We start from the raw sequence: 24,921 nt of genomic DNA, 5'->3' as shown, positions 1-24,921 counted from the left end.
CAGGCGGGGTATACTCGTCCCGCCGACCGAACGCCCCGGAGGTGTCCCATGGGATCCCACGCGAAAAGAAACCCGAACCGCACGGTCTCCGAAAAGAACGGCGTCTACACCAGCAAGAAGGCCGTGCCGAAGACCGGCACGAGGGTCACGGCCGGCAGGATACGCCAGCACTTCCGCTCGCTCGCCCGCCGGCGCGGGGCCAGCAGCGCCTAGAGGACCCCGCGGGCGCCTGCGGTTCGACCGCCCGGGCGCCGGTTCTAGGCCCCGCCATCGTCCCGCGAGCTCTCGGCGACGTGCTCGCGGATCTCCTCCTCGGTGATGTCGTCGACCCTGGCGCGCGCCTGCTTCCGGCCGCGCTCCTCGGTCGGCGCCAGGTCCACCAGCCGCGGGTAGACGCGGTAGTCCCCGTAGCGGAACACCTTGGGCAGCCCGTAGAGCGGGCCTCCGAGCCTGAACACCACGAGGTGCGCCTCGTAGAGGCCGCCGGCGGCGACGGAGGAGAGCACGCTGAGGTAGGAGACGCACTGGGCGAAGCCGTCCCGAATGTCCTCCCTGGCGCCCCGGCTGGTCCTGTAGGCCTTAGCCTCGACGAGCAGCGGCCTCGCCCCCAGCGAGAGCGCGTCGGGCTCCAGGTCGTCGAGCTTGAGCCGGTAGAGCACCCGGTAGCCCTCGTCGTAGAGGTAGAGGTTGAGGTCGCGGGTCAGGACGTCCTCGAGGCGGCTCTTCGGTCTGTTGCCCTTCTTCCTCTCCTCCTCGACGCGGGCGATCTCGCGGTCGGCGATCCCGCGCGTCCGCTCCCGGTCGTACTCCTCGACCCGCGTCTTGTAGCGCTCGACCACCGTCTGGGCCGCGAGCGTGGAGGCGAACCTCACCCGCAGCCCGTCCCAGGCTCGCTCCAGGCGCCGCTTGAGGTTCCCTACCTCCTCCGAGGCCCTCCCCCGTTGCCCGGGGTCTAGGGTGTTGGGCTCGTAGAGCAACCCGTGCAGCGGCCAGGAGATCCGGGCGAGGAATGCGGCCTCCAGGACGTCCTCCTCATCCAGGCCCAGCTCGGCAAGCTCCGGGATCGGGTTGAGGCCCTGCAGCCCCACGCAGAGGTCCAGCATCGCCACCTCCGGCGCCACGAGCTTCCAGTCCACGTACGCGCGCACGTCGCGCAGGTACGCCTCCCGGGCGTCAGTGAGGGCTTGCTCCAGCTTCCGGCTCTCGCCGCCGCGGCCCCACCCGTCGTCAAGTTTCCTGAGCTCGACCTCCCACTCGCTCAGGACGGCGACGAGGTAGCCCTCCACCGAGCGCTCCCGGTCGTAGGGGTCGAGGTAGGAACGCACCGCCGGGCCGTACTCCTCGCGCGAGACGTCGTCCCGCGCGAGCAACCCGTCGAACGTCTTCGGGGAGAACTCGGCGTGCGGCCGACCCCGGATCTCGGGGAACTGCTTCGGGTCCTCGAGCTCCGGGTGCGCGAGCAGCATGCCCTCCTTGAGGATCCGCAACGGCTCGCGGTGGTGTTGGCGCAGGCGGCCGAGGTACTCCCCCCTTCGCCTGGCGCTTTCCTCGATCATGTCGCCCACGAACGGCCCGACCCGACCGTTCCTCAGCCACCCCTCGACGACGAGGTGCGAGAGCTCCCGCAGAAAGTCCGCCCCCTCCGCTCCCAGCACCCGCGCCACGGTCGGCTCGAACAGAGGGGCGAGATCGGAAGGCAGTTGTCTCATGGCGTCGGTCCCCGTTCCATGCCGGGTAATCTAGCGCAGACCGCGAGGACGCGCGGTGGCTTCTCGCCGGTCGGCGGCGTTCGCGCTACAATTCCGCGCACTAGGCGAAGCGGTCGGCGAACGAAAAGGAGAAGGCGAAAGAAGGAGCGGCAAGGACTTGGACGGGCGTCGGACGCGAGGCATGGCAACGTTGGTACTCGTCGTCTTCGGGTTACCGCTCCTGGTCGTTTGCTTCCTCTTGTTCTCCGGCCCCGAGCGGCGGGAGCTCGACACGGGGGATCGGCCGTCCCGGGCCGCCGACCTCGCCGCTCTCGGTGGCGGCGACGATGCCGCCGCCACCGCCGAGCCTAACCACGGCTTCGACACGGGCCACGTCGGTCGTCGCGGCGCGCACGAGGACGATCCGCCCGATCCCGCTTCGCGCCCCGAGCAGAAAGCTCCCCCGGAGGCGGACGTCCACGAACCCCCGAGCCCCGCATCAGTAGGCTCACCCGCTCCGAGCGGCTTTGCGGGGCAAGGCCTCGCCGCGGTCCCGGATCCGGCCCCGGCTCCCGGCGACGTCGAGCCTGCCACGGACCCGGACGAAGCCCCCGCGCCTTCGGGCCGCGAGCCGGCCGGGGAGGACCTCCCGGACGGTGGCGCGCCCGGTATCGGCGGAGGCCCCTCCCGGCCTCCCGACGAGTCCCTCCCGGACCCGCCGGCTCCTCCGGAGACCCCGGGGACCGCGACCGAGGAGCCGGATCCGGTCGCGGTCCCCGTCGCGGATTTACCTGGCGAGGCCTCGTCGCCGCCTCCCGTGGTTGCGGGCGCGCAGACGACCGGGGCACCGGCCGGTCCCGCCACGGAGGGCGCCGGTGCCGCGAGCTTACCCGCGGCGAACGACACCACCATGTACCTGACCGTCCCGAAGCTCGGCCTCCGCGACGCGCCCGTCCTCGACACCGACTCGGACGCGGCGATGGAGTTCGGCGCCATCCACCTTCCCCAGACCGGCTACCCCTGGGAGCCGGGGGCGAACACCTACGTCTCCGGGCACCGCATCGGCTTCCCCGGCACCCCGAGCGATCGGCTCTTCCACGGCCTCCCACTACTCGAGCCCGGCGACGAGGTGACGATCGCCGACGCTTACGGCAACTCCTACTCCTACGCCGTCTCGGAGACCCACGAGGTAGGGCCCTTGGACACGTGGGTGACCAACCCCGTGCCGGGGCGCGACGTCCTCTCCCTGCAGACCTGCATCGAGGATTTCGGGGACTTATGGTCCGAAGGGCCCGACTGGAGCGCCCGTTACGTCGTGCAGGCCGACCGGGTTTCGTAAGAAGCTCGACCAGCACCGGTCTGACCAGGCTACCTCGCCCTCCGCGCCCGGCTCAAAGGTCGAGGCCGTTCACGCCGTCGTCCCGACCCACCAGCGCCACCCGGAGCCCGACCCGGCGCATGAGGGGCGCGTCCCTCCAGGCCGAGGCGTGGCGCCGGAAGGTCGGGGTGTCGGGCACGGCCGCCACGAGGACGTCCTCCTCCCCCACCTCCCCGACCGTCAGGAGTTGGGCCAAAGCCTCCCTGAGGAGCTTGATCTCGGAACCGCTCCGGGATCTCGCCAGCGGCCCCTTCTTGCACTCGGCCCTCACCCTCTTCTCGCCGACCGTACCCACAACGTCCCCGACGCCGGGGCGCGAGTGGACCCTGAGGCTGGAATCGGGGTGCTCGGCGTTGCGGTACGTCCCCCGCCAACGGTCCGGGGGCCCCGCCGGATCCATCTCCCACCCGTGGAGCTTGAGGAAACGGCGCAGCTCGAAGATCGTGCGCCCCCGCACCTCGACCCCGGCACCGTCGACGGCCACCTCGACCTCGCGGCCGCCCTCGGGATGGCCGAGGAGCCAGAAGGCGAACCGTGCCGCGACCTCGGCCTCCGGCATGCGTCCTTCGGGCAGGAGGAGCGAGGCGCCCTGGGGCCCCTGCGTTTCCACGGGCTAGCCCTCCGCGCCCGGCTCGCCCCGCGCGGTGACGCGGATCGCGTACCCCGGGCTGCTGGCCGACTTGACCTCGCCCCACTCGCGGCCGTCGAAGCGTTCGGCGGAGCCGACCTCCTGTGGCGCGAAGTCGGTCGGGGCCAGGCGCAGGGCCGCCTCGCTGGCATCGCGGGGGACGGAGACGAGGATCCAGTAGCGAACATCCTCGCGCAGCACGGGCCTGGCCCGCGAACGCAAGCGCTCTACCCTCGTCGAGAAGTCCCCCCGTCCCTCCACCCGGAGGGACTCGAGCACCCCGCCCTCGTCCGGCCTCCCGTCGCGGTCGGGGGCAATCCTTATGAGGGCCTCGTCCTCCCCAGCCATGTGCTCGAGCGCCAGGTCGATCCCCTCCAGGCGCGCGTCCCCCCCGGCGGGGCCTTCGAACGTGACCCCAACCTCGACCTCGTGGGGCTGATCGCCACCTCCCACGCGTATGACGTGCACCCATGCAGGGTAGGCCGGCTCGCCCTTCCTGGCCTGCGGCCCGCGTCCGTCGTACGCATCGTCGAGGTCGAAGCCGTCGGCGAGGACGATGAGCCCGCCGGCTTCGTACTCCTTAAGGCGGGCGACGAGCCTCCTGGTCCTCGCGACCTCTTCGAGGAGCCGCTGGGCCGTCCACCTTCTCGCCGGGGCCTCGACGACCGTCCCGCGCAGCAGGCGAGCGACGTAGGAGCGCACCAGCCGGTTGTCCGTCCGGATGCGCCCGAGCACGCCTTCGGATATCGTCTCCCGGTTGATATGCCTCCCCCCGGACACCATCCAGTAGAGGAGCTTCCCGAGGCTGTAGACGTCGCACGGCGGCCCGGGCTCCTCCTCGCGCCCCAACAGGCACTCGGGCGCCGCGAAGGCGGCGTTCCCAAAGGGTTCCTCCCCGGTGGTGAGCGTCGTCAGCTCGCCGTCCTCGAGCTGGCAGATCCCGAAGTCGATCAGGAAGGCCCATCCGCCGTCCGGCGCAACGACGACGTTGTTAGGCTTGATGTCGCGATGCACCACCGCCTCGTCCGCGCCGTGGGCGTCTCGCACCGCGGTAACGACCTGCTCGAAGAGGGCGAGCGCCCGGTCCAGGTCCAGCGGCTCGTCTTGCACCTGCTTGTTGAGCCCGGGGCCGAGGTACCGCGAGACGTGGTAGGCGGGCTCCTCGAGGGAAAAGTCCTCCGTCCCGGGAATGTGCGGCGAGTCCAGGGCCTCGAGCGCCTGGATCTCGCGCTTGAAGCGGTCGAGGCGGGTATGGTTCTTGAGCCGCTTCAGCACCCAGCCTTCCGAGCCGTCGCGCCGGTCGCGCACTCTGAAGGTGTGCGCCTGCCCCCCCTCGCCCAGGTCCCCGACGATTTCCCAGCGGTCGTTGTAGACCTTCGGTCTCTTAGCCACGTGCTTCCCCGACGCCGTTCGGCACGCCGGCGTCGGACGATCCGTTGTCGGCGTTAGAGGCGACGGCCGATCCTCTGCATCATCGCGTCGACGACGCCGAAGTCGTGACCCACCGTCTCCGAGGACGGTACCCCCCTCCCGTGCGAAGAGACCGGCTGCTTCAACAAAGCGTGCTCTATGGGACCCCACCCCGAACCCTGCTCGCCGTACTCCTTGCGGAGCGCGGCGTATTCCGAGTCCCCCCCGTGGCGGGTCCTGTCCAGCACCGCGAAGCGACCGAGGGGAACCCAATCGTCGGGCTCTCGCTCCTTCTGGACGTCGACGTAAGTAAGGGCCAGCAACGCTTCGAACCTGTGGAAGGCCTCCTCGTACCTGGAGTCCAGGGTCAGGTACTGCTTGAGCGGCTCGCGCAGGGTCAGGTACAAGCGCTCGGCGACGGGCTCGTGGTAGCTCACGCCGGAAAACAGCGCCGCGTTGGTAATCGTCTTGTGTTTATCGACCGCCCACGGGTAGACCTTCAGCACCAGCGGGACCGTGCCCCGGATGTCTACGAACACCGAATCGCGCAAGAGCGCCTTCAAGAAAGGCCAGTTCCCCGCGCCCGCGGCGGCGACGCCCCCGGCGTAAAGCACAAGCAACCCGGGGTAAAGCTCCAGACCGTCCCACAAATCGATGCGGGCACCGTCCTGAGGGGGGTTGGAGATCAGTTCGAGCAACTCGCGGAAGGCGCCGGCTTGCCGCTCGTCCGCATAGTACCCCCCGGCGGCCGCGACCCCTACCGCAGATTCGCAGGCCCCCTCGTAGGAGAGGACGCGCCTCTTCATCTCCGCGGCGAACCCCGCCATCTCGCCTTCCCGGTCGGTCGCCTCCGGCCTCCAGTCCAGGGCGAAGCGTCCGTCCCCCAACAGCCCCTCCCTGGCTTCTCGGCCGACGGAGGTTACAAGCTCCCTGAGCCGGACGTGGCGTACCGGGTCGTCGAGGTAACGCTTCGCGGTTGCTATCGCCACCGGCGCCGACAGCGGGTCCTCGCCGCCGAACGTCTCGAGCGCCTCGACCTTCTCGAGGAGGTCGGCAAAGAACTGGTCCGCCCCTTCGGCCTCGACCGGCGTGCCACGGAGGAAGGACGTGAGCTCCCGTTCGGTCTCGGAGGGCTCGCCCCGGGAAACCCAGTAGGTCATGTAGCGGCGGCCCCCCACGCGCTTGAGCGCGTCTACTAGGGCCGTGTCGTAGGTCCCCGACCACCCGCAGACCACGAGGCCGTACTCGTCGAAGACCCTTCCCAGCAACCCCTGCATGCGCTCGTCGTACTCGGCGAGCTCGTCGGGCGTGTTCTTTATGCGGGTGTCGAGGTAGTCGCCGTTGACCTTTACCACCACGCAGCCCGAGTGTTGCAAGGGCGGCGCCCCCTCGACGGCGTCCGGCGTGCCTATCACCACCGGGGAGACGCCCTCCTCATCGAGCGCCCTCTCCAGGAGCCGGTCGAAGTTCGTCGTGAGGACCACGCGCACGTGACCTCCCGCGCACAGCCGCGCGACGGCGCGGTGCGCCTGGGTGGGCATCTTCCTGCCCTCCTCGCGGTCGCGCTCGTCGGGCTCGAAGTAGCCCTGCAGGAGCGCCCTGCGCTCGTCCCGCGTCGTGGCCAGCTCGTCCACGACATTGGAGTAGTTGGGCTCCCGGCCGAAGCGTTCGCGGTACCAAGCCTCGGGATCCGCCGGGTTCTCGCCTTCGGCCGCCGCCAGCTTGCGGACCAGGTCCAGGGTCACCCGCCAACCGGTCGGCACGCCGGCGGCGCTGGAAACCCCGGAGCCCAGCAGAAGGGCGTACGTGCCCGGCCCGGAGTGCAGCGAGAACGCCAACGCCAACTCGGGCTTCGGTCTCGAGCCTCTCATTCCTTCATCGTCCCCGCCGTCAACATCAGAGCCCCCTTCCCAAGGAGTGGATCACCCCGACCGCCCTCCCCTGCAACACCACGTCCGCGGCCGGCACGACTATGTCTTCGTGCTCGCCGTTTTGCGGCTTCAGCCGCACCGAGTCGCCCTCCCTGTAGAGCTTCTTGACCGTGACCTCTTCGCCGCCCCCTAGCAGGGCGACGACCACCGCGCCGTCCTCGGGATCCTCGTCCTCCTCGACGACGAGGAGGTCCCCGTCGGAGATCCTGCCGTCCACCATGGAGTCGCCCACCACCCGGAGTAGATAGCGCCGCCTCCCCGAGCGAGACCCCAGGAGTTCCGCCGCCAAAGAGTAAGCCTCCTCGTCCGCGACCGCCTCGAGGCCCCGCCCGGCCGCGATTCGACCCAAGAGCGGCGCCGTCCCCACGGCCCCCCAGCCCTTCGGGGTGATCCGTATCGGCCGCCTCTTCGTCGTGCGCCCCTTGGTTTCTCCCGAAGAAGTACGCTCGACGTAGCCTCCCGCCTCCAGGGCCTTGAGGTGGTGGTGGACGGTCTGCGAGCTCTTGAGGCCCACCGCGCGGCCGATCTCCCTCTCCGACGGCGTCTCCTCGCCCCCGCGCTTCGTGCGGGCCAGGTACTCCAGGACCTTCAGCCGGCTCGGGTGCAAACCTTCTCCCATGACGAGCACCATAGCAACGAATGCGTCCTTGGTCAAACAGTTGCTTGACGCGGGGACTAGGGCGGCGCTACAGTGAGGAAGCGAAAACGGTAAGAAACGAGAGGAGCGCCCCACCCCGGGCCCCCGAGGACCGTCCGGCCACCAACCATGCCGGTCCCGGGGAGGTGTAGAGCGGGACGGAGACGCCTGCCCTCGCCCTGGATTATACCGGGAAGGGCACGGCTTCTCACCCCGAAAACGGCCCGCACCCGCGACGCGCAAGGGTCGCGGGACGGTACGGCGCTCCTCCTTGAACCGAAAGGAGGGGAGGGATTTGGGGGAACGAGCGACGACTTCGGAGATCAGGCGTCACCCCTTGAGGCCGGAGGGCTTCGAGGAGCCCTTGTTCTTGGGGCGGGCGGCCAAGAAGGAGATCGCGGAGCACATCAGGGAGAGCGCGTCCTGGCTGAGGAAGGCCAGCGAGGCCCGGGTCAGGGGACCGGCCGGGGAGCCCTGCCACGTCCTCGAAAGGCCCGACGGGAGCGCGTACCTGGTGCGCGTGCAACCCAAGGGCGCGGGGTGCCGCCGGCGCCGTTGGGGGGTGCGGGCGAGGAAGCGGCGGGTGCGGGGCGTGATCGAGCGCTGGCGGGAGGTCGGCGGCTGGTGGCGGCCCGACGGCGGTACCCACCGGCTCTGCTTCAGGGTGCTCCTGGGAGGTGCTGGCGAGGCCGGCGAGGCGGCGGTGGACCTCGCCTTCGACCGCTCGGGCCCCAAAGCCGGGTCCTGGTCCCTGGTGCGGGTACTCGATTGACGCGCTCGGGCCGTCCCCGGGGAGGCAGCCGCCTGGGGTTCGCCCACCTCCACGTGAGGAGCGGCTTCTCCTACGGCCTGGGGACTGCGACGCCCAAGGAACTCGTGGAGGCGTCGTCGAGGATGGGCTACGGGGCCCTGGCGATCACGGACCGCGACGGGCTCTACGGCGTGCCGAGGTTCTTGAGGGCCTCGGGCGAGCACGGCCTCTCCCCGATGGTCGGCGTCGAGGTCGGCGTGCGGCTCGAGGAGCGGGGCCACGGCGAGGCCGAGCACCGCGGCCACGTCGTGCTCCTGGCGGCCTCCGATCGGGGGTACCGCTCCCTGTCGCGGCTCCTGACGGGCTACCTTTTGCCCCGAAAGGGCGCGCCCTGGCCGTCCGCCGCGGAGAGGAGGAACCCGTCTTGCGGCCTCGGTGCCCTCCTGGAGCACGTTGGCTCGGCCGGGGGGGAACTGGTCTGCCTCACGGGCGCCGTCCCCTTCGGCCTCGTCCCCTCCCTCGTGCTCTCGCGCGACCCCGCTCTTAGGGCGAGGGCCGCGGAGGTCCTCTCCGGGCTCGCGGAGGCCTTCGGGCGGGGCAACGTCTACGTCGAGCTCTCCGACGACGGCACCGAAGGGTCGAGGAGGCGGATGCGCGTAGTCGAGCACCTGGCGGCGCGGTGCGGCCTGCCGACGGTCGCCGCCGGCGAGGTCACGTACCTCGGCCCCCGCGACCACCGCCTCTCCGAAGCCCTCGCCGCAGCGAGGGCCCTCTCCCCCTCCCGCCGCCCGGCTACCGGCCCACGGACCGGCTTTATTTGCGTCCCCCCGAGGAGATGGCGGGCCTGTTCGCCGACAGGCCCGAGGCCGTCAGGAACGCCCTGGCGATCGCGGAGAGGTGCGCGGGGTCGGTGGGTATCCTCGGCGGCTTCGGCCGCGGCGTCCTGGTCCCGAGCGCCCGTCTCCCTGGGGGGAGCACCACGGAGGACGGCGCTCTGGCCCGCCTGGCGTTCGCCGGCGCGAGGAGGCTGTACCCTGCGGCGTTCGGGGGGGGGACGGATGCGTTTCCCTCCAAGGCCGAGGTGAGGCGCCGCCTCGAGAGGGAGCTCGGGGTTATCGCCGCCCACCGCTTCTCCGGCTACTTCCTCGTGGCGAGGGAGGCGGCGGAGATCGCGCGCTCCCTGGGGACGCCGGTCACCGGACGTGGGTCGGCGGCGAACTCGCTGGTGGCGCGCTGTTTGGGGCTCACCACCCCCTGCCCGTTCGCCCACCGCCTGCTCTTCGAGAGGTTCCTGCACGAGCACAGGACCGACCCCCCGGACGTGGACCTCGACTTCTGCAGCGAGAGGCGCGACAGGGTGCGCGACGAGCTGATGCGCCGCCACGGATCGGCGGGGGCAGCCGTGGCGGCCACGGCGAACACGCTCTCCCTGCGGGGCGCCGTCCGGGTCGCGGCCAGGGCCCTCGGGTACTCCCCCTCGGAGACCGACGCGCTGGCGAGGAACGTGCCCAGGCGGATCAGGGACCGCGACAGGCTCGTGAACTACGAGTCGGAGTGGGACGCCGCCCTCTCCTCGCCGCCGATGCGCGGCCACCCCCTGCAGGACCGGAAGCGCCACGCCCTGCTCCTGGAACTCGCGGGGGAGCTGGAGGGGAAGCTCCACCAGCCGGGCACCCACCTCGGCGGCCTGGTGCTCGGCGCCGCCGGGGTGCACCTCTCGGAGATCGTGCCCCTCGAACCGAGTGGTAAGGAGGGCTTGATCAGGTGCCAGTTCGACAAGGACGACCTCGAGCTCGTGGGGCTCCCGAAGCTCGACCTCCTCGGCCTCAAGACCCACACCGCCCTCGACAAGGCCGCCCGGACGGTGTCGGCCAGGCTCGGGCGGAAGATAGAGCCCCTCAAACTTCCCGCCGACGACAAGGAAGCCTACCGCCTGATCCGGAGCGGGGAGACCGTCGGGCTCTTCCAGCTCGAGAGCCCCGGGCAGATGGCGCTGCAGCGCAGGCTCGGGGCGAGGAGGATGCCCCACGTCGTCGCCGGGATCTCCCTGTTCCGGCCCGGCCCTTTGGAGGCGGACCTCGTCACCTCCTACGTCGCCCGCAAGCAAGGCCGGGAGCGCATCTCATACCCCCTCTCGGAGATCGAGGAGGTCCTCAGGGAGACCTACGGGGTGCTGATCTACCAGGAGCAGGTCCTCGAGGTCGCCCGCGCCGTCGCCGGCTTCTCGCTGGCGGAAGGCGATCAACTGCGGCGCGCCATGACCAAGGACCGCGGGCCGGGGGCGATGCGCGAGGTCCGGCGCGCCTTCGTCCGCCGCGCGGCGGGACGCGGCGTGCCCGAGGCCAAGGCCGAGGAGGTCTTCAGGTGGGTGGAGGGCTTCGGCAGGTACGGCTTCTCGGCCGCCCACGCCGCCTCCTTCGCGGAGATCGCCTACGGATCGGCCTACATGATGGCCCACTGGCCGGCCGAGACCCTCGCCGGCATCCTGAACTCCCAGCCGATGGGCTTCTACTCCCCGAGGGTTCTGCTCAACGAGGCCCGCAGGAAGGGCATACGGGTGCTCCCCCCCGACCTCCACCGCTCGGCGGAGGGCTTCTCGGTGGAGCAAGACGGCCGCGCCTTGCGGCCCGGCCTCTCGTACTGCCGGGGGCTATCGAAGAAGGCGCTCGCCTCGATCCTGGCCGAACGGGAGAAGGCGCCCTTCGCCTCCGTCGCCGACCTCTACCGCAGGACCTCGGTGGAACGCGACGCCCTAAGGAACCTGATCCGGGCCGGGTTCCTCGACCGCCTCAGACACCGGCGCGAGCATCCCGGCGAGGCCCGCGTGGCGCTCCTCGAGGAGACGCGCGGCCTGCCCGCGAAGCGCCGGCGAGGGGCGCAAGCCGAGCTCCCCCTCCCCCACCCCGCGAGCTGGTGGGAGTCGCGCGAGGGCAGGGGATCGGGCGTCGCCTACCTCCCGCGGCCGGGCGACGGCGGGGACCTCGAGCGGGAGGAGTCGCGCGTCCTGGGGTTGAACCTACGCCGCCACCCTTTGGCCGCCCACCGCGAGGCCCTCGCCGCTTTGGGCGTCGTGCCGGGCAAAGAGCTCAGGGACCTGCCGCACGGCACCCGGGCCAGGGCCGCGGGCGTCCTCGAGTGCCTGCAGGCCCCGCCGACCAGGAGCGGAGCCCTGGTGCACTTCCTCTTGACCGAGGACGAGTCGGGGCTCCTGCAGAGCACCATCTTCAAGCGCTGCTACCGCCGCTTCGGGCACGTCCTGTACGGGACGGACGCGTACCTCTTAGAGGGACGGGTGGAGCAGGACGAGAAGCGCGGCTTCTCCTTCCTCGTCGAGCGCATCGGAACCCTCGCCCGGGCTCTCCAGGGCGCCCGATCGGGGGCGCGGGAGGCGGCCTTGAACCGACGCGAACCGGGCAGCAAGGCCGGCTAAGGATCTTCGAGCGGACAGCGGGCGAATCAAACGCCGCCCCCGTTACTCGACGTCGTCGGCGACCTTGAGGATAGCGTGATCGACCGGGAAGAGTGTTCCTGCCAGGCCGTCACGCCGCCCGTAGCCCTTACGGGCCGTACATGCCGTAGGCGACCCCCCGCTCGGGCAGCGGCGGGTACTCGGGGTTCACCTCCCGGACGCGCTCCCACTCCCAACGATCGCCGAAACCCCCGTCGCAGTCCGGGTAGGGGCATCGCGGCCACTCCTTGAATCCCCAGTCCTTGTTCGGAGCGGCGCGCTCGCAGTGCAGGCACCACGAGTAGTTCCTAGGCTTAGCCATCGTTCCCCGGCGCGCTCTAGACCGAGTCGAGCGACACGCGCTCGCCCTGCCTGAAGACCACGGGTTCCCCCGAGGCCAGCTCGCAGGCGAACCCGGCGGCGTTCTCGCCCTTGACGCGATAGAGGGCCAAGGTTCCGTCTACCTCGTGCTCCACGGTGACCTCGCTCCCCTTGCGCCTTTCGTCCCCCAGGGCGTACAGAAAGTCCCGGATCTCCTCGTCCGAGATCGCCTCGGCCTCGACCGGGAACCGTTGACGCTTCCCTCGCGGGGCCTTCACGCTCACCGTGAACCCGTAGGGCGTGTGCACCCTGCGGCCTTCGACGAAGACGCGCGCTTGCGCCCGCTCGTAAAGCGTCTTGCGCCCGTATCCCTCCGACCAGTACTCCCCGTCCGCTTCGGCGATCTCGGCGTCGCTCAGGTACCGCAGCTCCATCCGCACTCCCCTGCTCGTCGGCACGACCGCCAACATACTACGGGGTCGAGGTGCCGAATACTGGGCGCGCTCGCGCCGCCCTACGCCCGACCCCCTGCACACGACCCAAGAACAAGTCTAAGACCAGCGTCTGCGGCATGATCACGTCGTCGACCTCCGGCTTGTTCGATCTTCCACGGAGCAAACAAGACAGAAGGATCGCCTGCTCCCCTACCTCGGACGTACGCTCACCAGTAGATCGCCACGAACTCGGAATCGAGAAAACGCCCTCGAGCAGAGGCGGCGGTCCGTAATACGTCCTCGGATGCGGCCAGGGGCGAAACTTGCCCGGAGTAGCGGAAGCCCGCGTCATTGAGCGCGACCCCACGGTACGCGGCAGCGGTGTCGGGTTCTCGCGGAAAGTCGAAGCGTTCGTGGAGGAAGGACGTGATCGCGCCGAACGCCTGGCGTCTCTCCGTTAGGGTGCCAAAAGAAGCACAGTGCTGCCCGGCCAGAAGATCGACTTCGGCCGAATCCTGCTCGGTGAGGTTAAAACCGTAGTGATCAGCCAAAGACGAAGCGTACGAGACCAACGCCTCGCGCATGAGCTGTCCTTTTTGATCCGTGCTCTGGTTAGGCTCTCCACCGTCAGCCAAAGCGGCTGCGCCCGATCCGAGGGCTTCCTCGAGCGGGTCGGCGAGGCGTGGTACCACCGACTGCAGGACCTGAAACAGCTTGACCGGGGTCCACGAGTCTTGCAGGCCGCCCTGAGAGATTCTACATAGCACCCGAAAGCGAGCGTTGGAGAACAACACCCGTCGGATGTCTTTCCAGAACAGCGATTGCTCGGTGACCCCGACCACGTACAAGGGGCGGCTCGAAACGTGTTCCGTGCTCATCAATTGGTTCAGGAGCCCGCGATGAACGATCAACTCCCGTCTCCCGATCTGGGCCACCTCGTAATCCACGACGCACCCACGAACAGGGACGAGACCAACCAGAAGCTTCTCCAGGACGCGGCTGATGGATCTGAGTTGGACGATCCCCTCGTTACCATCGAGCCCGAACATTTCGGCGTCGTCCTGGACCATGTCCTGAATTGCCGAGACTACGGCGCTCATGCGAAAGACGTTCTCCGCCTCGAGCTGAACTTCGGCCTCCACCAACTGGCCCCGCGCGAGTTTCTCGGCACCCGTGATCCAGCCGCCGCTCTCTAACCCCTTCACCTTGCTGTCGAAGTCATCGAGGCTTTTCACCTCGGGCACCTCGCCGTCCTCTGCCACCAGACGCACGGCGAGGGAGTCCCGCTCGTGTTCGTAGAACTCCTTGAAGGTGGTTTGCACGATCGACTTCCGAACCACTTGCGATTCCTGCGTCTGCCCGGACGTTAGGCGGGAGTCCAGACCGGCCTTGGCGACACCCGTTCCGCCCGCGCTGATGTTGGCCTTGATCTCGCTCTGCAGGGACGCGGTCTCCTTATCCGTGAACTCCGTGGCGATAGCGCCGAGCCTCGACGCAACCAGGCTAAAGACGCTCACCTCGTCCAGGTACACGAACTCCCGAAGCGGCGACTTCTCTTTCTCGAACGCCCGCTTGCGCCTCCACCGCCGGAACCAGAGCTTGACGCGGTCGACGATGCTCATGCCGCGTCGCCGCCCGATGACGTTTGAGCCACCCAACGCCTCCGGGCCGCCATCCGCTGGAACCCCTCGACGTAGTCCTCGACGAAGATCGTTGATCTTCCGTCGGCGGCGGCAAGCAGGGCGGCCTCGCCCCAGATCGCCGTGAGCTCCGCTCCCGACCACCCCTCGGTGTTCTCCGCTACCCACGCGTGGGGAAGGAGGGGAGCGGTAGACGGCGGGCTCGTGGACCGAAGGATGGCCTCACGATCGTCGCGATCAGGGGGACGAAAATGAATCTCCCAGTCGAGGCGTCCGGGCCGTCGCAGCGCGGCGTCGATGTCTTGAGGGCGGTTGGTGGCGGCGATGACCACGACGTTGCGGTTCGAAGTGAAGCCGTCCATCAACGTGAGAAGCTGGGCGACGACGCGGCGCGAGGCCTCGTGCGAACCGTCGTCCCGTTGTCCCGCGACGCTGTCTATCTCGTCGAAGAAGATGATCGCCCTCTCCTGTTTCGCCGCGTCCTCGAAGATCTTGCGGAGTATCTCCTCGCTCTCGCCGTACCACTTGCTGAGGAACTCCGGCCCGCTAATCTCGTAGAACTCCGCGTCCGTGTTGTCCGCGATGATCCTCGCCAGCAGGGTCTTGCCCGTGCCGGGCGGTCCGGTGAAGAGGATCCCCTTGATCGGTCGAGCGCCGATCTTGGAGAGCTCCTCCTTGCGCTGAAGCGGTACCTCGATGAGCTCTCGGGCGCGAGCGACCACGTCCCCGAGCCCACCGAAGTCGTCGAACGTCTCCCGCTTGGCCCCCTTCTTGCGCTTGAACTTATCGATGACGGCGTCGTCGACGGTCGGCGGATCGAGGTACTTGACCGGCTTCTCCGAGAGGACGCGGACGACCCCGCTCGATTCCCGTACCTCGACGGTGTTCCCCTCGCGGAGTTCGACGTGATCTGGCGTCGGCACCAACCTCCAGCGACCGCTGGCGTCAACGACCATCTTATCGGCAAGCACTAGGCGGACCACCCCGACCCACGACTCCTCCGGCCAGAGCTCGTCGGGCGCAGCCCCTATGTTCTCTTGACCCTGCTCGAGCCGAACGAACACCACGGATCCCACCTCGAACTCAAAGGGCTCCTGCCTGGTGACGGTGACAACGTTGCCGTTGCTCAACTCCAGGTAGAGGCGTCGCCCGTCGTCCTCGACTACGCGCACGCGTGCGACCGTACCCGAGAGACTTAGCTGTTCGTATGTATCCATGTTGAGGCGGTAAGCTTCGTACGAATACTCGCCCTACCCGGCTCCTCGCACTCGGGAGCGGGACGCCCCAGTGGGCGGCGCCTCTACCTTACTGGCGGGCGCGCTGCTCGATTCTGAGGTACCGATAAGATCTCGATCTCCCGACCTCATTATCCTCCTACTGATTCTCGACCTCGTATCAGCAACACTTACGGAGCACGGGAGGCCCAGGTAAAGCCATGCATTCTCCGCGTAGCCGGAAGCCTGTCGCCCCTCCACTCGCAGCCGATCTCGTAAACGATACTACGCGCATTATGGAGGATGACTACCCCAAGTTTCGCTCCCACCTCGAATGCTCCCGACGCCTCCAAGATCCTCCCTACAGTATGACGCTCTTCCCGACCCCCTCCGGTAACGTGACTTCCATGAGCGAGAACACCGCACACTCACCCCGCCTGGCCAAGCAGCTCCGGCTGATCGAGGATCGCCGCGCCGACGTCGCGGACCTCCTCGAGCAGGGCGGGCCGCACGACGAGGCCCTGCTCGACCTCGTCGCCAACGACCTCGTCGGAGCACGCCTCGTGATCCGCGCCGCGCTGTTGGCCCCTCCCCCGCGCGCGGTTTTTGGGGAGGCGCGGGAGGATCTGGAGCGCCTCGAACGCGAGGCCGCCGCCCTCCTCGGCGTAGTGCTCGACGTCCTGGGAGCGGGATGGCGATCCGGCGCGGGACGAGGACAACGGGGGTAGCGATGCGCGTTCGGGCCCGCACCAAAGCGATACGTTGCGCTATTTTCGGCCCGGTTTCCACCCCTACCGCCCCCGAAGGAGGGCGTCAGAGGACGAGGGCCCCCGGGTCGTATACCGGCACCTCATCCTCACCGGGACCGAAGAGCGCCCTCACCGGAGGACGCGGGCGCTCACGTCGGACGGGCGCGGACCACTCCCGCCGCAGGGCGTCGCGCTCCGCGAGCAGGGCGTCGAGGGCGCGGAACGCCTCTTGCTTATGGGCCTCGTCGAGGTTCAGCGCGTAAGCCGTCTCGACCCTCCCGTGCGCAGCCCAGATCCGGTGGTCGAGGCGGGCGAGTCGGCGATCGAGCCGGCCGATCACGGGGTCGGCCCCCGGTACTCCATCCCCAAATACTCGATCATGGCGGTGTGGACGGCGACGCTCGAGGGGACGTACCCCAACTCCTCGCCGCGCTCCAGGATCCACAAGCAGCGCTCGAGGTCCACCTCGGCGCCGCCGCGGACGAGCCCGTAAGCCCGGGCGGCATCCAGCGTGACGATCGCGCGGGCGGCGTCCACGGCGTCCTGCCACTCGTCGGGGTCGTCGGGTCCCGGCCCCCCTCTCCTTCGCTCACGCGCTCGCCTCCCTCTCGGTTCGGACCCGCAACGACGGCCCCGAGGGGTGCGGGCACCCGGCGTAGCCGTAGCCTCGGTCGCTCAGGACCTCTCCCCCTTCCGGCCGCGGCGGAAGAGGACCCCCACCCGATCCCTGCCCGAAGGATCGGGCGCGAAGGCAACCGCGCCGGGGTGGACGGCCATAAAGGCGCGCGTGGCGAGGGCCTCGTCTCCGCCGCAGGTCTCCTGGCCAGCACGCCCCGGCCTCGCCGTTGAGGATGTCGTCGAGCGTTGCGCCCTCCTCGTCGTAGAGCCGGCGCAGCTCTCCGGCCGCGGCCTCGACCGTCCGCGGATCATGCGCCGCCGCCTCGCTCATCGGTCGGTCGCCTCCTCGGTCAGCTCCACCGCCGCGCCGGGGTTGCGCCGGCGGACGTCGTTCAGCGCGTAGCCCGGGTCGGCGCCGAACCCGAAGGGGAGCGAAAGCTCGTCGGTGCCGAAGCGCTCCAGCATCTCGCGGCGGGTTCGCCCGGCGGCGAAGCGCGCCCAATACCCGGCGGGGCGGCGCACCACGAGGATCTCCTCCCCCGCCCCGGTCCCCTCGCGCGACGGCTTCTCCCCGTGCATGTACCCGAGCACGGCCCTCTCGCCGGCGGCTGCCGCCGCGAGGTCCTCGCGCAGCGCCTCGACGTCGTCGGCGAGCACGCCGACCATCAGGCCGAGCTCGTCGATTAGGCGGAGTTGGTCGGCGTCGAGGAAGGACCTGCGCATCGTGCGACGGGCCTGGATCGTGTTGGCGCGCCAGCCGGCGCCGAAGTCGGCCGCGCCGGGGCCGAAGGCCTGCACGGCCAGGTCCTCGGGCGTCAGTTTGGGGTTCATGGGCTCTATGCCTCCTACGACGTCGTCGTAGCGGTGGTGGTTCGCCCGTTCTCTCATCGACGTTCTGATCCGCGCTCGACACGAAGGCCGGGCGCAATCCACACCAGGTCCGTACAACCCCGGAAGAACTCCGCCGTCACCTCGCGAACGGCCTTCTCGAAGAGCCGCTCGTCTTCCTCCGTCCAGGAGCCCCGATCCTGCGCGGCGCGGTCCTCCGGCTCCCGAAACCTCGCCACGACCTCCTCCCCGTCCCGCGCCTCGGCCGCGGCGCGGTCGCGAACGGCTCGGCCGAAGTAGTAGAGCGCGAAGTCATAGAAGTCCCCGATCGGGCTGCGGGCGTCCCACTTCTCCAAGGGGTCTTGGGAACCCTCGTCGCCGTAGTAGACCCCCGAACTGTCGCCGCCGTCCGGCACGTCTCGAAGCCTCAATGGGTGATTGGCCATCCCGACCGGTCCTCCCTCGCGTCGCTCGAGTCGCCTGCCTTCTCCTTAGGCAATCCTACGGCAACGCCCCACGAGAATCGACCTTCGTCTTCCACCGCGCATGCTGACGGGCGAAGGGGCCGCCGGGCGGCCCCCGCGGTCGGCTTCGCCGGGGGCCGCCCGGCGGCGCCCGTCTCGTCGTTGGGGCGGGCGCCGATCTTCCGGAAAGGGGAGGTGCGCGACCGTGCAGCGACGAGTCGGATCCGGGGACGGGCCCACGAGTCGGCTCCGCGGCAGCAGCCGCCGCGTCCGCGTGGACGACCGCACGGCGGAGGTCCTCGCGGAGGACTTCCCCGCGTTCTCCGTGGTCGAGGTGAGGGAGGCGTGCGAGTTCGAGCCGGTGAGGAGGCGATCGGGATACTCGCCTGGGCCTCCAAGAAAGCCGACCCCCCCGAAGCGCTCCTCGATTGGGCCCGCAAGAAGAGCCGGGGATACTACCGGCCCCACCGCCGGCGCCCCGACGGCAACGAAGAGTACGCCCGCTGCCTGGAGCACCTCGGGCGCAAGGAGGCCGAGGCGGCCGAGAAGCGCGGCTCGGGGCTCACCCAGCGGGAGGTCGAGGAGCTGACCGGCCTGTGGTACGCGCCGGGACATCGGGCCGCGATGAGAAGGATCCCGGCCGCGGCCTGGGACCAACTCCAGCGGGAACTCGAGGACGACGAAGAGGCTGCGTGAGGCGCTGCTTTATCGCCGCGGGGTGCGCGCTTTGTCGGGCAAAGCACACCCCGTGGCGCCGGACGACGACGTCGTCGTAGGCGGCGGGGACGAACGACGAGAGGAAGGTGGCCGCCATGATCACGGTTTCGGTCGAGGTAAGGACGGGTCGTTCGACCCGCACCGCGAAGGTCAGCGCCCCCTCGATCCGGCGCGCCCTCGAGCTCGCGGGCGAAGGATCCCCGGGCACCGAGGTGAGGGTCCTCTTCCCCATCGAGCCGGGCGAGTTCTTCGCGGGACCGAACGCAGCCCGTCCCGACGTCGACGCCCCGGCGCTCGCCGGGGCGGCCTGAGGGGACCGGGGGTGGCCCCCATGAAGCGGTCCTCGTACAAGAAGGACGCGAGAAGGCTCGGGAAACGGAAGCGGCGCGAGGACGCCATCCGCCGGAGGCGCCACGAGCTGCACTACGGAACAAAGACGCGGCGGACCTTCGGGTGGCATAGGCTCGGTCGCTGAGTCAGCTGCGCGCGGAGAAATGCGGGGCTATGCCCCGGCCCGAGGAGGATTCATGTTCGCAAGATCCAACGACGACAAGGACGAGGCCGCTGCGGTGGAGGTCGCCTACGGCGACGCCGAGTGCGAGTGTTGCGGGGTCCCGGGTTGCTCCGAGCACGAGGACCTCTACGACGATTCCTTCGACGACGACGCGGAGGGCTTCGGCTGCGTCCTGGGGGCGCGGTGCTGCATGCCGGGGCCGCACTTTTCGTCCGAGTGCTACAGCGCAGAGGACGCCGAAGAGTATTACCGCGGGGAGGAACTCCGCCGGGAGGTCTTGGACCACGGCGCCACCCCCGCGGCGGCGGTACTCCTGGAGGAGGCGCTCGTCCGGATCGTGGTGTCCGCGAAGCGCGCCGGTGATCTTCCCCCGCCCGGGTACGACGACGGGGCGCACGCGCGCCTCCTGAACGAGGAGTGGCCCCGGATCTGCCGAGAGGCGCTCGACCACGCCGAGCCCGGGCCCCACAAGCCCGCCCCGGAGGAACTTGTACGCAGGATGGTCGAGCTTCGGGGCGCGCTCTCGTATGTTCTGGACTACGGGCGTTGTCGTCTCGAGCGCCCTGCAAAGCTCGCCCACGCCGTCTGCGTGGAGGTTCCCGATGTAGCCGAGCGGGCGCTGGAAGGCCCCGAGGACGACGGGGAGGCCGTCGAGATCTCTTGGGAACCGAAGGACGAGGACGACCTGCCCTTCTGAGCCCGGACCCGTCGGCGCCGACCGTTACTGTGTAACCAAGGAAGCGGCCCCCGCAGACGCGCCGCAAAGGCGCCGTCAACCGGAGGTACTCGCCCGATGAGACGCCGACGTCGTGCGGCGCGCGAGGCGCATGCAAGAGCTCCTCCGCGAGGTCGAGTACCTCCGCGAGGGGATCGAGCCCCGATCGCCGCCCAAAGTTCGCTCAGGCCCGGGGAAACAGCACGGGCTGCGGTATGCCGAAGGCGAAGCAGACCTCCTCGGCAAGCTCCCTCACTTGCGGCGGAGGGTCGGTGGCGGTCGCGGCCGAGATCTCCGCGAAGTCCTCCGCCCGCAGTTCCCGCCTGATCTGCGCGTTCGGCTCCAGGCACCTCGGCGCTTCTTGCAGCTCCAAAAAGTCTCCCCTGGGGTCCTCCCAACCGTCGGCGAAACCGGCGAGGATGGCGCCCTCGGTCCGGGCGAGGTTGACGCTCAAGAGGTGCGGCGCCGCTAGCGAGAGCTGCGACCTCACGGCGGCGGCGAAGCCCAGGGTCTGCCAGAGCTTCGCCGCGATCCTGGTCCCGATGAAGTACGGTACCTCCGTCCCGTCCGGCAGCGCCGTCACGCTCGCCGGCGCGAACCCGTACTCCACGGACCCGTCGAACCCCACCCGCACGTAGTCTTTTGCCCGGCCACCGACTGGCCTCCCGTCCTCGTAGGCGATGCTAAGGCTCGCCACCCCGCCGAGCACGGGCCTCGGGACGGCCGTGGGGAGGTACAGGTCCCTAGGATGCGGCTCGTACCTATGCTCGTTGGGGTCGAGCCAGTCCACGAGTCCCGCGCGGTCGGCGAGGGCCGTGCCGCCGGGCGACGTCGGCAGCAGGAGAAAACTCGCCCACCGGGTCGCGGCCTCCATTCTTCCTTCTGGGGACCGGGCAGCGAGCCGGCGGTTGTAGGGGCTGTCCCCGAAGGTGGCCGACGATGGGTCGCCGTACCCCCTGCGCGAGAGCTCCTCTTCCAGTCCCAGGTACAACCTGCGGGCCCTCTCCATCATCTCCCTCACCTCGTACTCCTCGGCGATCCTGTTCCCGAAGTTGCCCCGCCTGTAGAACCTGCCGTAGTAGCGGTTGTCGCCGTTGAGCGTGACCATGTGCGGCGCGGAAGGGCTCGGCTGCGTCCTGACCACGAGCAGGCACCGGCTCGGGTCGCCCGAAAGCGGGAACGCCTCAACATCGAGGACCATGCGCGGCTGCACCCCGCCCTGCAGAACTTGGGCCGCCCACTCTTCGACGTTCTGCCGGCCGAAGGCGCGGGCCGTGCCGAACAACGGGATCTTTGGCGTCCGGTCGGGTTTTTCGTCCACCCCGTAGACGATCATCCCGCCCTCCGAATTGGCGAGGGCGGAAACGTCTTTGCACATCTCGGCCCGTTCGCCCGGCGAACTGCCTATCTCGCGCTTGTAGTCCAGCGTCAGGTCCTCCGCACGACCCTGGGTCAAGAACGCCTCGACGTCCGCCAGGGTTTGCCGGGATAGGGGTCTGCCGTCGAGCAAAATGCCAACCAGCCTTTCGGAGTCGTTCCCGTCGAGCTCGCTCCCCGCCCGGGGTTCGACCATCGCGCGAGCGGATACCGATTATCCCGCACGCCCCCCGCCGCTTCACCCGAGACGCCCGCGCCCATATGCGCCGCGCGGACCACGTTCGGGCGGCGCGGCGGCCGTCGGGCCCCCTGAGGGGGGAAGCCCCGAAGGCCGCCGAAGAGAAGGAGCCCGAGCCGTGCCCAAAGACGTAACCGCCCCTGACGATCGACTTCTCTGCCCATACTGCGGCGATCCGGTCCGGATGAGCGGCAACAAGATCGCTGCCCGCTGCGAGCACCTGGTCATGGTCCAGGGCCACCGAGGCGGTTCCTCCACCGCAACCTTCAAGACCCCCGACGAGTTCTTCGTCTTCGACACCGACCGACTCGCGCCCTGCCCGGGCGTCTACGTGAAGCGCGACGACCCGCGCTACGCGAGGGCCTACGACGCCGGCTACGTCGAGCCCGACTCCCCGGCCCCCATCCGCTAGAGAGAGGAGCGCCAAACGTGTTCCCGGCCGCGTGAGCGGGCCGAAGCTCCGCGGTCACCGTCCAAAAGCAACTACGACCCGAGGAGGGCCCCCGTGATCTCCAACGACGAGCTGCTCGCCCGCAGGAGCAAACAGCGCGGCCAAGCGGACCGCCCGTCGGTCGGAGACTTCGTGATCTTCCCCGACCCTTCGGCGCCGAGGGCTTCCGCGAGGAGAGGATCGCCCACGACTGGGGCGAGGGCGTAGGCGCCGTGCAGACCGCCCCCGAAGGATCGTTCTACCTGGGGGCGACGGCTACGCGAGCTTCTCCGGCGCGCTCAACCCCACGATGCCCACCACGGAGCTTTCGCCCACCGGCGAGGTCCGACCCGGACGCTTCTGGTTCTTCTCCGGGGACTACGCCCGGGCGGACAATAGCGTCGACGTGGAAGCCCCCTGCCGCGTCTACCGCTACGACGTGTGAGAACCCCGACCAAAACGGAGGCGATATGCTCCAAGACGAGACCACGTTCCACCACCGCGAGGTCTACGAGGGCCGCTACGGCTGCCTGGAGGTGACCTTCGCCGTCCGCGAGCTCCCCGCCCTCAAGGACAAGCGAGGCAAGCCGGTCCACTTCACGGCCGTCGAGATAAACAACGGTCGGGACTTCGACGTCCTCGGCGACTACTTCGCGGCGTGCAACGCCAACGAGGAGATGAGCCACGACGAGCGCCAGGAGGCCAAGAACGCCCCCTCGCCACCATCCTCGAAGCCGTGATGGTGGGCGACGGCGACATCGACAACCCGCACGCCGGCGGCTTCGGCTACTCGTGGGCCGTCGACGGCTCGTTGATAGAGATCGACTACGACCCGCTCACCATCTGGCTCACGCCGAAAGGCGTGGTGCGGACCTCGGCCTCGGGTTAGGACGTTCGGGATGGGAGTCCCCAGAGGAGGTTGGCGATGATACGCGCCTACGTTTACCAGGACCCCGACGAGCAGCCGCCCGAGGCACGCGCCTTCCGCCTGGCGCGGCTCGAGCTCGCCGAACGCCTCGCCGGCGAAGAGGGCGTGCCCCACGCCAGGATGAGGAGCGCCGACGGCGGCCTCTACCTCCTCCTGGAGGCCGACGGGCCCGAGGGGAGGCGCGCCTTCTCTGGGCTCGTTCTCGCGCTCGACGGCTACGGCGCGACGCAGTCGCTCCTCCTCGAGTTCGAGTCCCGGGGGGAGCTCTCATACCTCAGGTCCCTGCCGGGCGCCGCCTGCGACAACTTCAAGGGGGCCCAGGGTTCGCTCGTCCCGCCGCTCGAACCCGTCGGCCAGAGCAGGTTCGGCGGCGTGGGGCCCCTGGCCGCCGCCCGAGCTTCGTCGGGCGAGGCGGCGGCCGGGCACCGGCGAACGGCCGCCGCCACGCAGGGACCGTAAACGCACAGAGACCTCACGGGAGGGACGAGCAGGGTGAAGATCAAGGCGCAGGCGGGCGTGCTCGCCAAGCTTCTGCAGATAGTGACCAGGGCGGTCTCGAACCGCTCGACGATACAGATCCTCTCCGCGGTCCTCTTCGAGGCCGAGGGGGGGCTCCTCAAGATGAGCGCCACCGACACGGAGCTCTCCATCTCCGTCGCCGGGCGCACCGAGATCGAGAAGGAAGGCCGGACGGCGATCCCCGCCCGCGTCCTTTTGGAGGTGGTCCGCTCCCTCCCCGACGGCGAGATCTCCCTGGAGGCCGAGGACGGCAAGGCCACGCTCGCGCACGGGAAGAACGTCTACGACTTCCGCACCTACGACCCGAAGGACTTCCCCGTCCCGCAGGGATTCCCGAGCGGGGACGGCGGCGCTAAGGGAGGCTCCTCGTTCGCCGTCCCCATCGGCGACCTCGCCGACACGGTCCAGAAGGTCCTCCCCTGCGTCTCCAAGGACGAGCAGCGCCCGGTCCTCACCGGCGTCCTCGTATCCTTCGAGGACGGGCGCGTCAGGATGGTGGCCACCGACGCCTACCGCATGGCGATGAACGCCGCAAGGCTCGAGGGGGCATCGAGCGAGGCCGGCCAAGCGATCATACCGGGGAGGGCCCTCAAGGAGGTCGCCCGCCTCTCGGACCTCGCCAAGGAGGTCCGGGTCGCCGTCACCGAGAACGCGGCTATGTTCGGGGTGGGCGGCGTAACCCTCTCGACCCGCCTCATCGACGGCAACTACCCGGAGTACCGAAGGATGCTCCCGGACGCCTTCGCCGAGGAGTTCTCGGTGGAGAGGGCCGCGCTCCTGGACTCCCTCAAGCGCGTCAACCTCTTCGCCGGACGGCAAACCCCGCCCGTGCCCATAAGGCTTTCGTTCTCCCACCCGGAGGGGACGCTCACGGGAGGGGAGCTCTCCGTCTCGGTCGAGAGCTCCGAGACGGGGGGAGCCGTGGAAAAGGTCGCCGCGGAGGTCGGGGAGGGCAAGGAGTTCACCGCCTGCTTCAACCCCCATTACCTCCTCGACGGGGCGTCGTCGGTGCCCGCCAAGCGCGTCCTCTTCCGCCTCAACGACCCCGAGAAAACCGCGATCCTGTGCGGCGCGGACGGGCCCGGGGAGGCCGCGTCCGAAGGCGCGAGCGGCGCGAAGCCGGGCCGCGAGAAGGAGGAGGGCGAAGGCGCCGAGAGCGAAACGAGCACGGCGACGACGACGAACGCCGTGCTCGACGCGGCGGGGTTTTCGTACCTGATCATGCCGATGCGCGATCCGTCCCGGCAGAAGGCCTGAGGAGATCGCACCTCGAAGAGCAACCGGCCTGGCGACCGAACCTGCATGGCTCGCGACGGAAAGGGGAAAGGAGGGAAGCGCGCAGTG

General features: G+C 69.5%; 30 protein-coding genes and 1 pseudogene. 16 read left to right on the top strand and 15 right to left on the bottom strand.

Annotation, left to right across the window (positions count from 1 at the left end):
- The first annotated feature begins 48 nt into the window (after positions 1-48).
- Positions 49-213, top strand: coding sequence for a hypothetical protein (locus GBA65_RS22350; protein WP_166398831.1), 165 nt, complete (start codon positions 49-51; stop codon positions 211-213).
- 44 nt (positions 214-257) lie between these two features.
- On the opposite strand, the gene GBA65_RS22345 is transcribed toward GBA65_RS22350, so the two are convergent.
- A complete protein-coding gene (locus GBA65_RS22345) occupies positions 258-1,709 on the bottom strand; it encodes a hypothetical protein (protein ID WP_166398830.1) in 1,452 nt (483 codons plus the stop codon).
- Between the two features lie 211 nt (positions 1,710-1,920).
- On the bottom strand, positions 1,921-2,169 hold the full coding sequence (locus tag GBA65_RS22340) for a hypothetical protein (protein WP_166398829.1): 249 nt from the start codon (positions 2,167-2,169) through the stop codon (positions 1,921-1,923).
- A 336-nt stretch (positions 2,170-2,505) separates the two neighbouring features.
- Between GBA65_RS22340 and GBA65_RS22335 the strand changes: the two genes are divergently transcribed.
- Positions 2,506-3,027 carry a sortase gene (locus tag GBA65_RS22335; protein WP_166398828.1) on the top strand — a complete coding sequence of 174 codons (522 nt, stop codon included), beginning with the start codon at positions 2,506-2,508 and terminating at the stop codon, positions 3,025-3,027.
- A gap of 52 nt (positions 3,028-3,079) precedes the next feature.
- Here GBA65_RS22335 and GBA65_RS22330 read toward each other — a convergent pair whose 3' ends face one another.
- Genes GBA65_RS22330 through lexA form a run of 4 tightly spaced genes read right to left on the bottom strand, consistent with a single transcriptional unit; the run spans position 3,080 to position 7,666 of the window.
- Positions 3,080-3,676: a hypothetical protein gene (locus GBA65_RS22330; RefSeq protein ID WP_228282051.1), complete on the bottom strand. Its 597-nt coding sequence runs from the start codon at positions 3,674-3,676 to the stop codon at positions 3,080-3,082.
- A 3-nt stretch (positions 3,677-3,679) separates the two neighbouring features.
- Positions 3,680-5,086 carry a serine/threonine protein kinase gene (locus tag GBA65_RS22325; RefSeq protein ID WP_166398827.1) on the bottom strand — a complete coding sequence of 469 codons (1,407 nt, stop codon included), beginning with the start codon at positions 5,084-5,086 and terminating at the stop codon, positions 3,680-3,682.
- Positions 5,087-5,139: 53 nt separating this feature from the next.
- A complete protein-coding gene (locus GBA65_RS22320; RefSeq protein ID WP_207956399.1) occupies positions 5,140-6,975 on the bottom strand; it encodes an SIR2 family protein in 1,836 nt (611 codons plus the stop codon).
- Positions 6,976-7,000: 25 nt separating this feature from the next.
- Positions 7,001-7,666, bottom strand: a complete 666-nt coding sequence (lexA, locus tag GBA65_RS22315; RefSeq protein WP_166398825.1) for a transcriptional repressor LexA — start codon at positions 7,664-7,666, stop codon at positions 7,001-7,003.
- A 301-nt stretch (positions 7,667-7,967) separates the two neighbouring features.
- Here lexA and GBA65_RS22310 point away from each other — a divergent pair, with 301 nt between their 5' ends.
- From GBA65_RS22310 to dnaE, 3 genes and pseudogenes are all read left to right on the top strand, one after another.
- The gene (locus tag GBA65_RS22310) at positions 7,968-8,444 is read left to right on the top strand and encodes a hypothetical protein (RefSeq protein ID WP_166398824.1); all 477 of its coding nucleotides are present in this window, start codon (positions 7,968-7,970) and stop codon (positions 8,442-8,444) included.
- Positions 8,445-8,497: 53 nt separating this feature from the next.
- Positions 8,498-9,034: pseudogene (locus tag GBA65_RS24855) on the top strand (PHP domain-containing protein); the annotation flags it as partial.
- Between the two features lie 224 nt (positions 9,035-9,258).
- Entirely contained in the window at positions 9,259-11,853 is a 2,595-nt protein-coding gene (gene dnaE, locus GBA65_RS22305; RefSeq protein WP_166398823.1) for a DNA polymerase III subunit alpha, read from the top strand.
- Between the two features lie 127 nt (positions 11,854-11,980).
- Here the strand turns inward: dnaE and GBA65_RS22300 are convergent, their stop codons facing one another.
- From GBA65_RS22300 to GBA65_RS22285, 4 genes are all read right to left on the bottom strand, one after another.
- Entirely contained in the window at positions 11,981-12,193 is a 213-nt protein-coding gene (locus GBA65_RS22300; protein WP_166398822.1) for a hypothetical protein, read from the bottom strand.
- Between the two features lie 16 nt (positions 12,194-12,209).
- Positions 12,210-12,626, bottom strand: coding sequence for a hypothetical protein (locus tag GBA65_RS22295; protein WP_166398821.1), 417 nt, complete (start codon positions 12,624-12,626; stop codon positions 12,210-12,212).
- A gap of 227 nt (positions 12,627-12,853) precedes the next feature.
- The gene (locus GBA65_RS22290) at positions 12,854-14,248 is read right to left on the bottom strand and encodes a DUF6414 family protein (RefSeq protein WP_166398820.1); all 1,395 of its coding nucleotides are present in this window, start codon (positions 14,246-14,248) and stop codon (positions 12,854-12,856) included.
- Positions 14,245-15,438, bottom strand: a complete 1,194-nt coding sequence (locus tag GBA65_RS22285) for an ATP-binding protein (RefSeq protein WP_166398819.1) — start codon at positions 15,436-15,438, stop codon at positions 14,245-14,247. The genes GBA65_RS22290 and GBA65_RS22285 overlap by 4 nt, the downstream gene beginning before the upstream one ends.
- Positions 15,439-15,887: 449 nt before the next feature.
- On the opposite strand from GBA65_RS22285, the gene GBA65_RS22280 reads away from it, so the two are divergent.
- Positions 15,888-16,208, top strand: a complete 321-nt coding sequence (locus GBA65_RS22280; protein ID WP_166398818.1) for a hypothetical protein — start codon at positions 15,888-15,890, stop codon at positions 16,206-16,208.
- An 85-nt stretch (positions 16,209-16,293) separates the two neighbouring features.
- Here GBA65_RS22280 and GBA65_RS22275 read toward each other — a convergent pair whose 3' ends face one another.
- The 4 genes from GBA65_RS22275 to GBA65_RS22260 all read right to left on the bottom strand — a co-directional run bounded on the left by GBA65_RS22275 (position 16,294) and on the right by GBA65_RS22260 (position 18,121).
- The gene (locus tag GBA65_RS22275; RefSeq protein WP_166398817.1) at positions 16,294-16,569 is read right to left on the bottom strand and encodes a hypothetical protein; all 276 of its coding nucleotides are present in this window, start codon (positions 16,567-16,569) and stop codon (positions 16,294-16,296) included.
- Positions 16,566-16,766 carry a hypothetical protein gene (locus tag GBA65_RS22270; RefSeq protein ID WP_166398816.1) on the bottom strand — a complete coding sequence of 67 codons (201 nt, stop codon included), beginning with the start codon at positions 16,764-16,766 and terminating at the stop codon, positions 16,566-16,568. The genes GBA65_RS22275 and GBA65_RS22270 overlap by 4 nt, the downstream gene beginning before the upstream one ends.
- 408 nt (positions 16,767-17,174) lie before the next feature.
- Positions 17,175-17,735 carry a hypothetical protein gene (locus tag GBA65_RS22265; protein ID WP_166398815.1) on the bottom strand — a complete coding sequence of 187 codons (561 nt, stop codon included), beginning with the start codon at positions 17,733-17,735 and terminating at the stop codon, positions 17,175-17,177.
- Positions 17,732-18,121, bottom strand: coding sequence for a hypothetical protein (locus tag GBA65_RS22260; RefSeq protein ID WP_166398814.1), 390 nt, complete (start codon positions 18,119-18,121; stop codon positions 17,732-17,734). Before GBA65_RS22260 ends, GBA65_RS22265 begins: the two co-directional genes overlap by 4 nt.
- A 363-nt stretch (positions 18,122-18,484) precedes the next feature.
- On the opposite strand from GBA65_RS22260, the gene GBA65_RS22255 reads away from it, so the two are divergent.
- From GBA65_RS22255 to GBA65_RS22245, 3 genes are all read left to right on the top strand, one after another.
- On the top strand, positions 18,485-18,835 hold the full coding sequence (locus GBA65_RS22255) for a hypothetical protein (protein WP_166398813.1): 351 nt from the start codon (positions 18,485-18,487) through the stop codon (positions 18,833-18,835).
- A gap of 116 nt (positions 18,836-18,951) precedes the next feature.
- The gene (locus tag GBA65_RS22250; RefSeq protein ID WP_166398812.1) at positions 18,952-19,167 is read left to right on the top strand and encodes a hypothetical protein; all 216 of its coding nucleotides are present in this window, start codon (positions 18,952-18,954) and stop codon (positions 19,165-19,167) included.
- A 216-nt stretch (positions 19,168-19,383) separates the two neighbouring features.
- Complete coding sequence (locus GBA65_RS22245) at positions 19,384-20,067, top strand: hypothetical protein (protein ID WP_166398811.1); 684 nt, start codon at positions 19,384-19,386, stop codon at positions 20,065-20,067.
- 202 nt (positions 20,068-20,269) lie between these two features.
- Here GBA65_RS22245 and GBA65_RS22240 read toward each other — a convergent pair whose 3' ends face one another.
- Complete coding sequence (locus GBA65_RS22240) at positions 20,270-21,541, bottom strand: AlbA family DNA-binding domain-containing protein (protein ID WP_166398810.1); 1,272 nt, start codon at positions 21,539-21,541, stop codon at positions 20,270-20,272.
- Positions 21,542-21,884: 343 nt separating this feature from the next.
- Here GBA65_RS22240 and GBA65_RS22235 point away from each other — a divergent pair, with 343 nt between their 5' ends.
- The 7 genes from GBA65_RS22235 (at position 21,885) to dnaN (ending at position 24,834) form a co-directional block, all read left to right on the top strand.
- The gene (locus GBA65_RS22235) at positions 21,885-22,112 is read left to right on the top strand and encodes a hypothetical protein (protein WP_166398809.1); all 228 of its coding nucleotides are present in this window, start codon (positions 21,885-21,887) and stop codon (positions 22,110-22,112) included.
- Positions 22,113-22,205: 93 nt separating this feature from the next.
- Positions 22,206-22,358 carry a hypothetical protein gene (locus tag GBA65_RS22230; RefSeq protein WP_166398808.1) on the top strand — a complete coding sequence of 51 codons (153 nt, stop codon included), beginning with the start codon at positions 22,206-22,208 and terminating at the stop codon, positions 22,356-22,358.
- An 82-nt stretch (positions 22,359-22,440) separates the two neighbouring features.
- Positions 22,441-22,575, top strand: coding sequence for a hypothetical protein (locus GBA65_RS25710; protein WP_266096632.1), 135 nt, complete (start codon positions 22,441-22,443; stop codon positions 22,573-22,575).
- Between the two features lie 25 nt (positions 22,576-22,600).
- Positions 22,601-22,870 (top strand): hypothetical protein, encoded by a 270-nt coding sequence (locus tag GBA65_RS22225; protein ID WP_166398807.1) that lies wholly within the window; start codon positions 22,601-22,603, stop codon positions 22,868-22,870.
- Positions 22,870-23,019 carry a hypothetical protein gene (locus GBA65_RS22220; protein ID WP_166398806.1) on the top strand — a complete coding sequence of 50 codons (150 nt, stop codon included), beginning with the start codon at positions 22,870-22,872 and terminating at the stop codon, positions 23,017-23,019. Before GBA65_RS22225 ends, GBA65_RS22220 begins: the two co-directional genes overlap by 1 nt.
- Positions 23,020-23,055: 36 nt before the next feature.
- Positions 23,056-23,517 (top strand): hypothetical protein, encoded by a 462-nt coding sequence (locus GBA65_RS22215; RefSeq protein WP_166398805.1) that lies wholly within the window; start codon positions 23,056-23,058, stop codon positions 23,515-23,517.
- A gap of 33 nt (positions 23,518-23,550) precedes the next feature.
- Complete coding sequence (gene dnaN, locus GBA65_RS22210) at positions 23,551-24,834, top strand: DNA polymerase III subunit beta (RefSeq protein ID WP_166398804.1); 1,284 nt, start codon at positions 23,551-23,553, stop codon at positions 24,832-24,834.
- Positions 24,835-24,921: the final 87 nt, after the last annotated feature.

The sequence above is a fragment of the Rubrobacter marinus genome, from assembly GCF_011492965.1.
Taxonomy (GTDB): Bacteria; Actinomycetota; Rubrobacteria; order Rubrobacterales; family Rubrobacteraceae; genus Rubrobacter_F; species Rubrobacter_F marinus.
The sequence above is the reverse complement of the archived record's forward strand: the minus strand, read 5'-3'. Positions and strand labels throughout refer to the sequence as shown.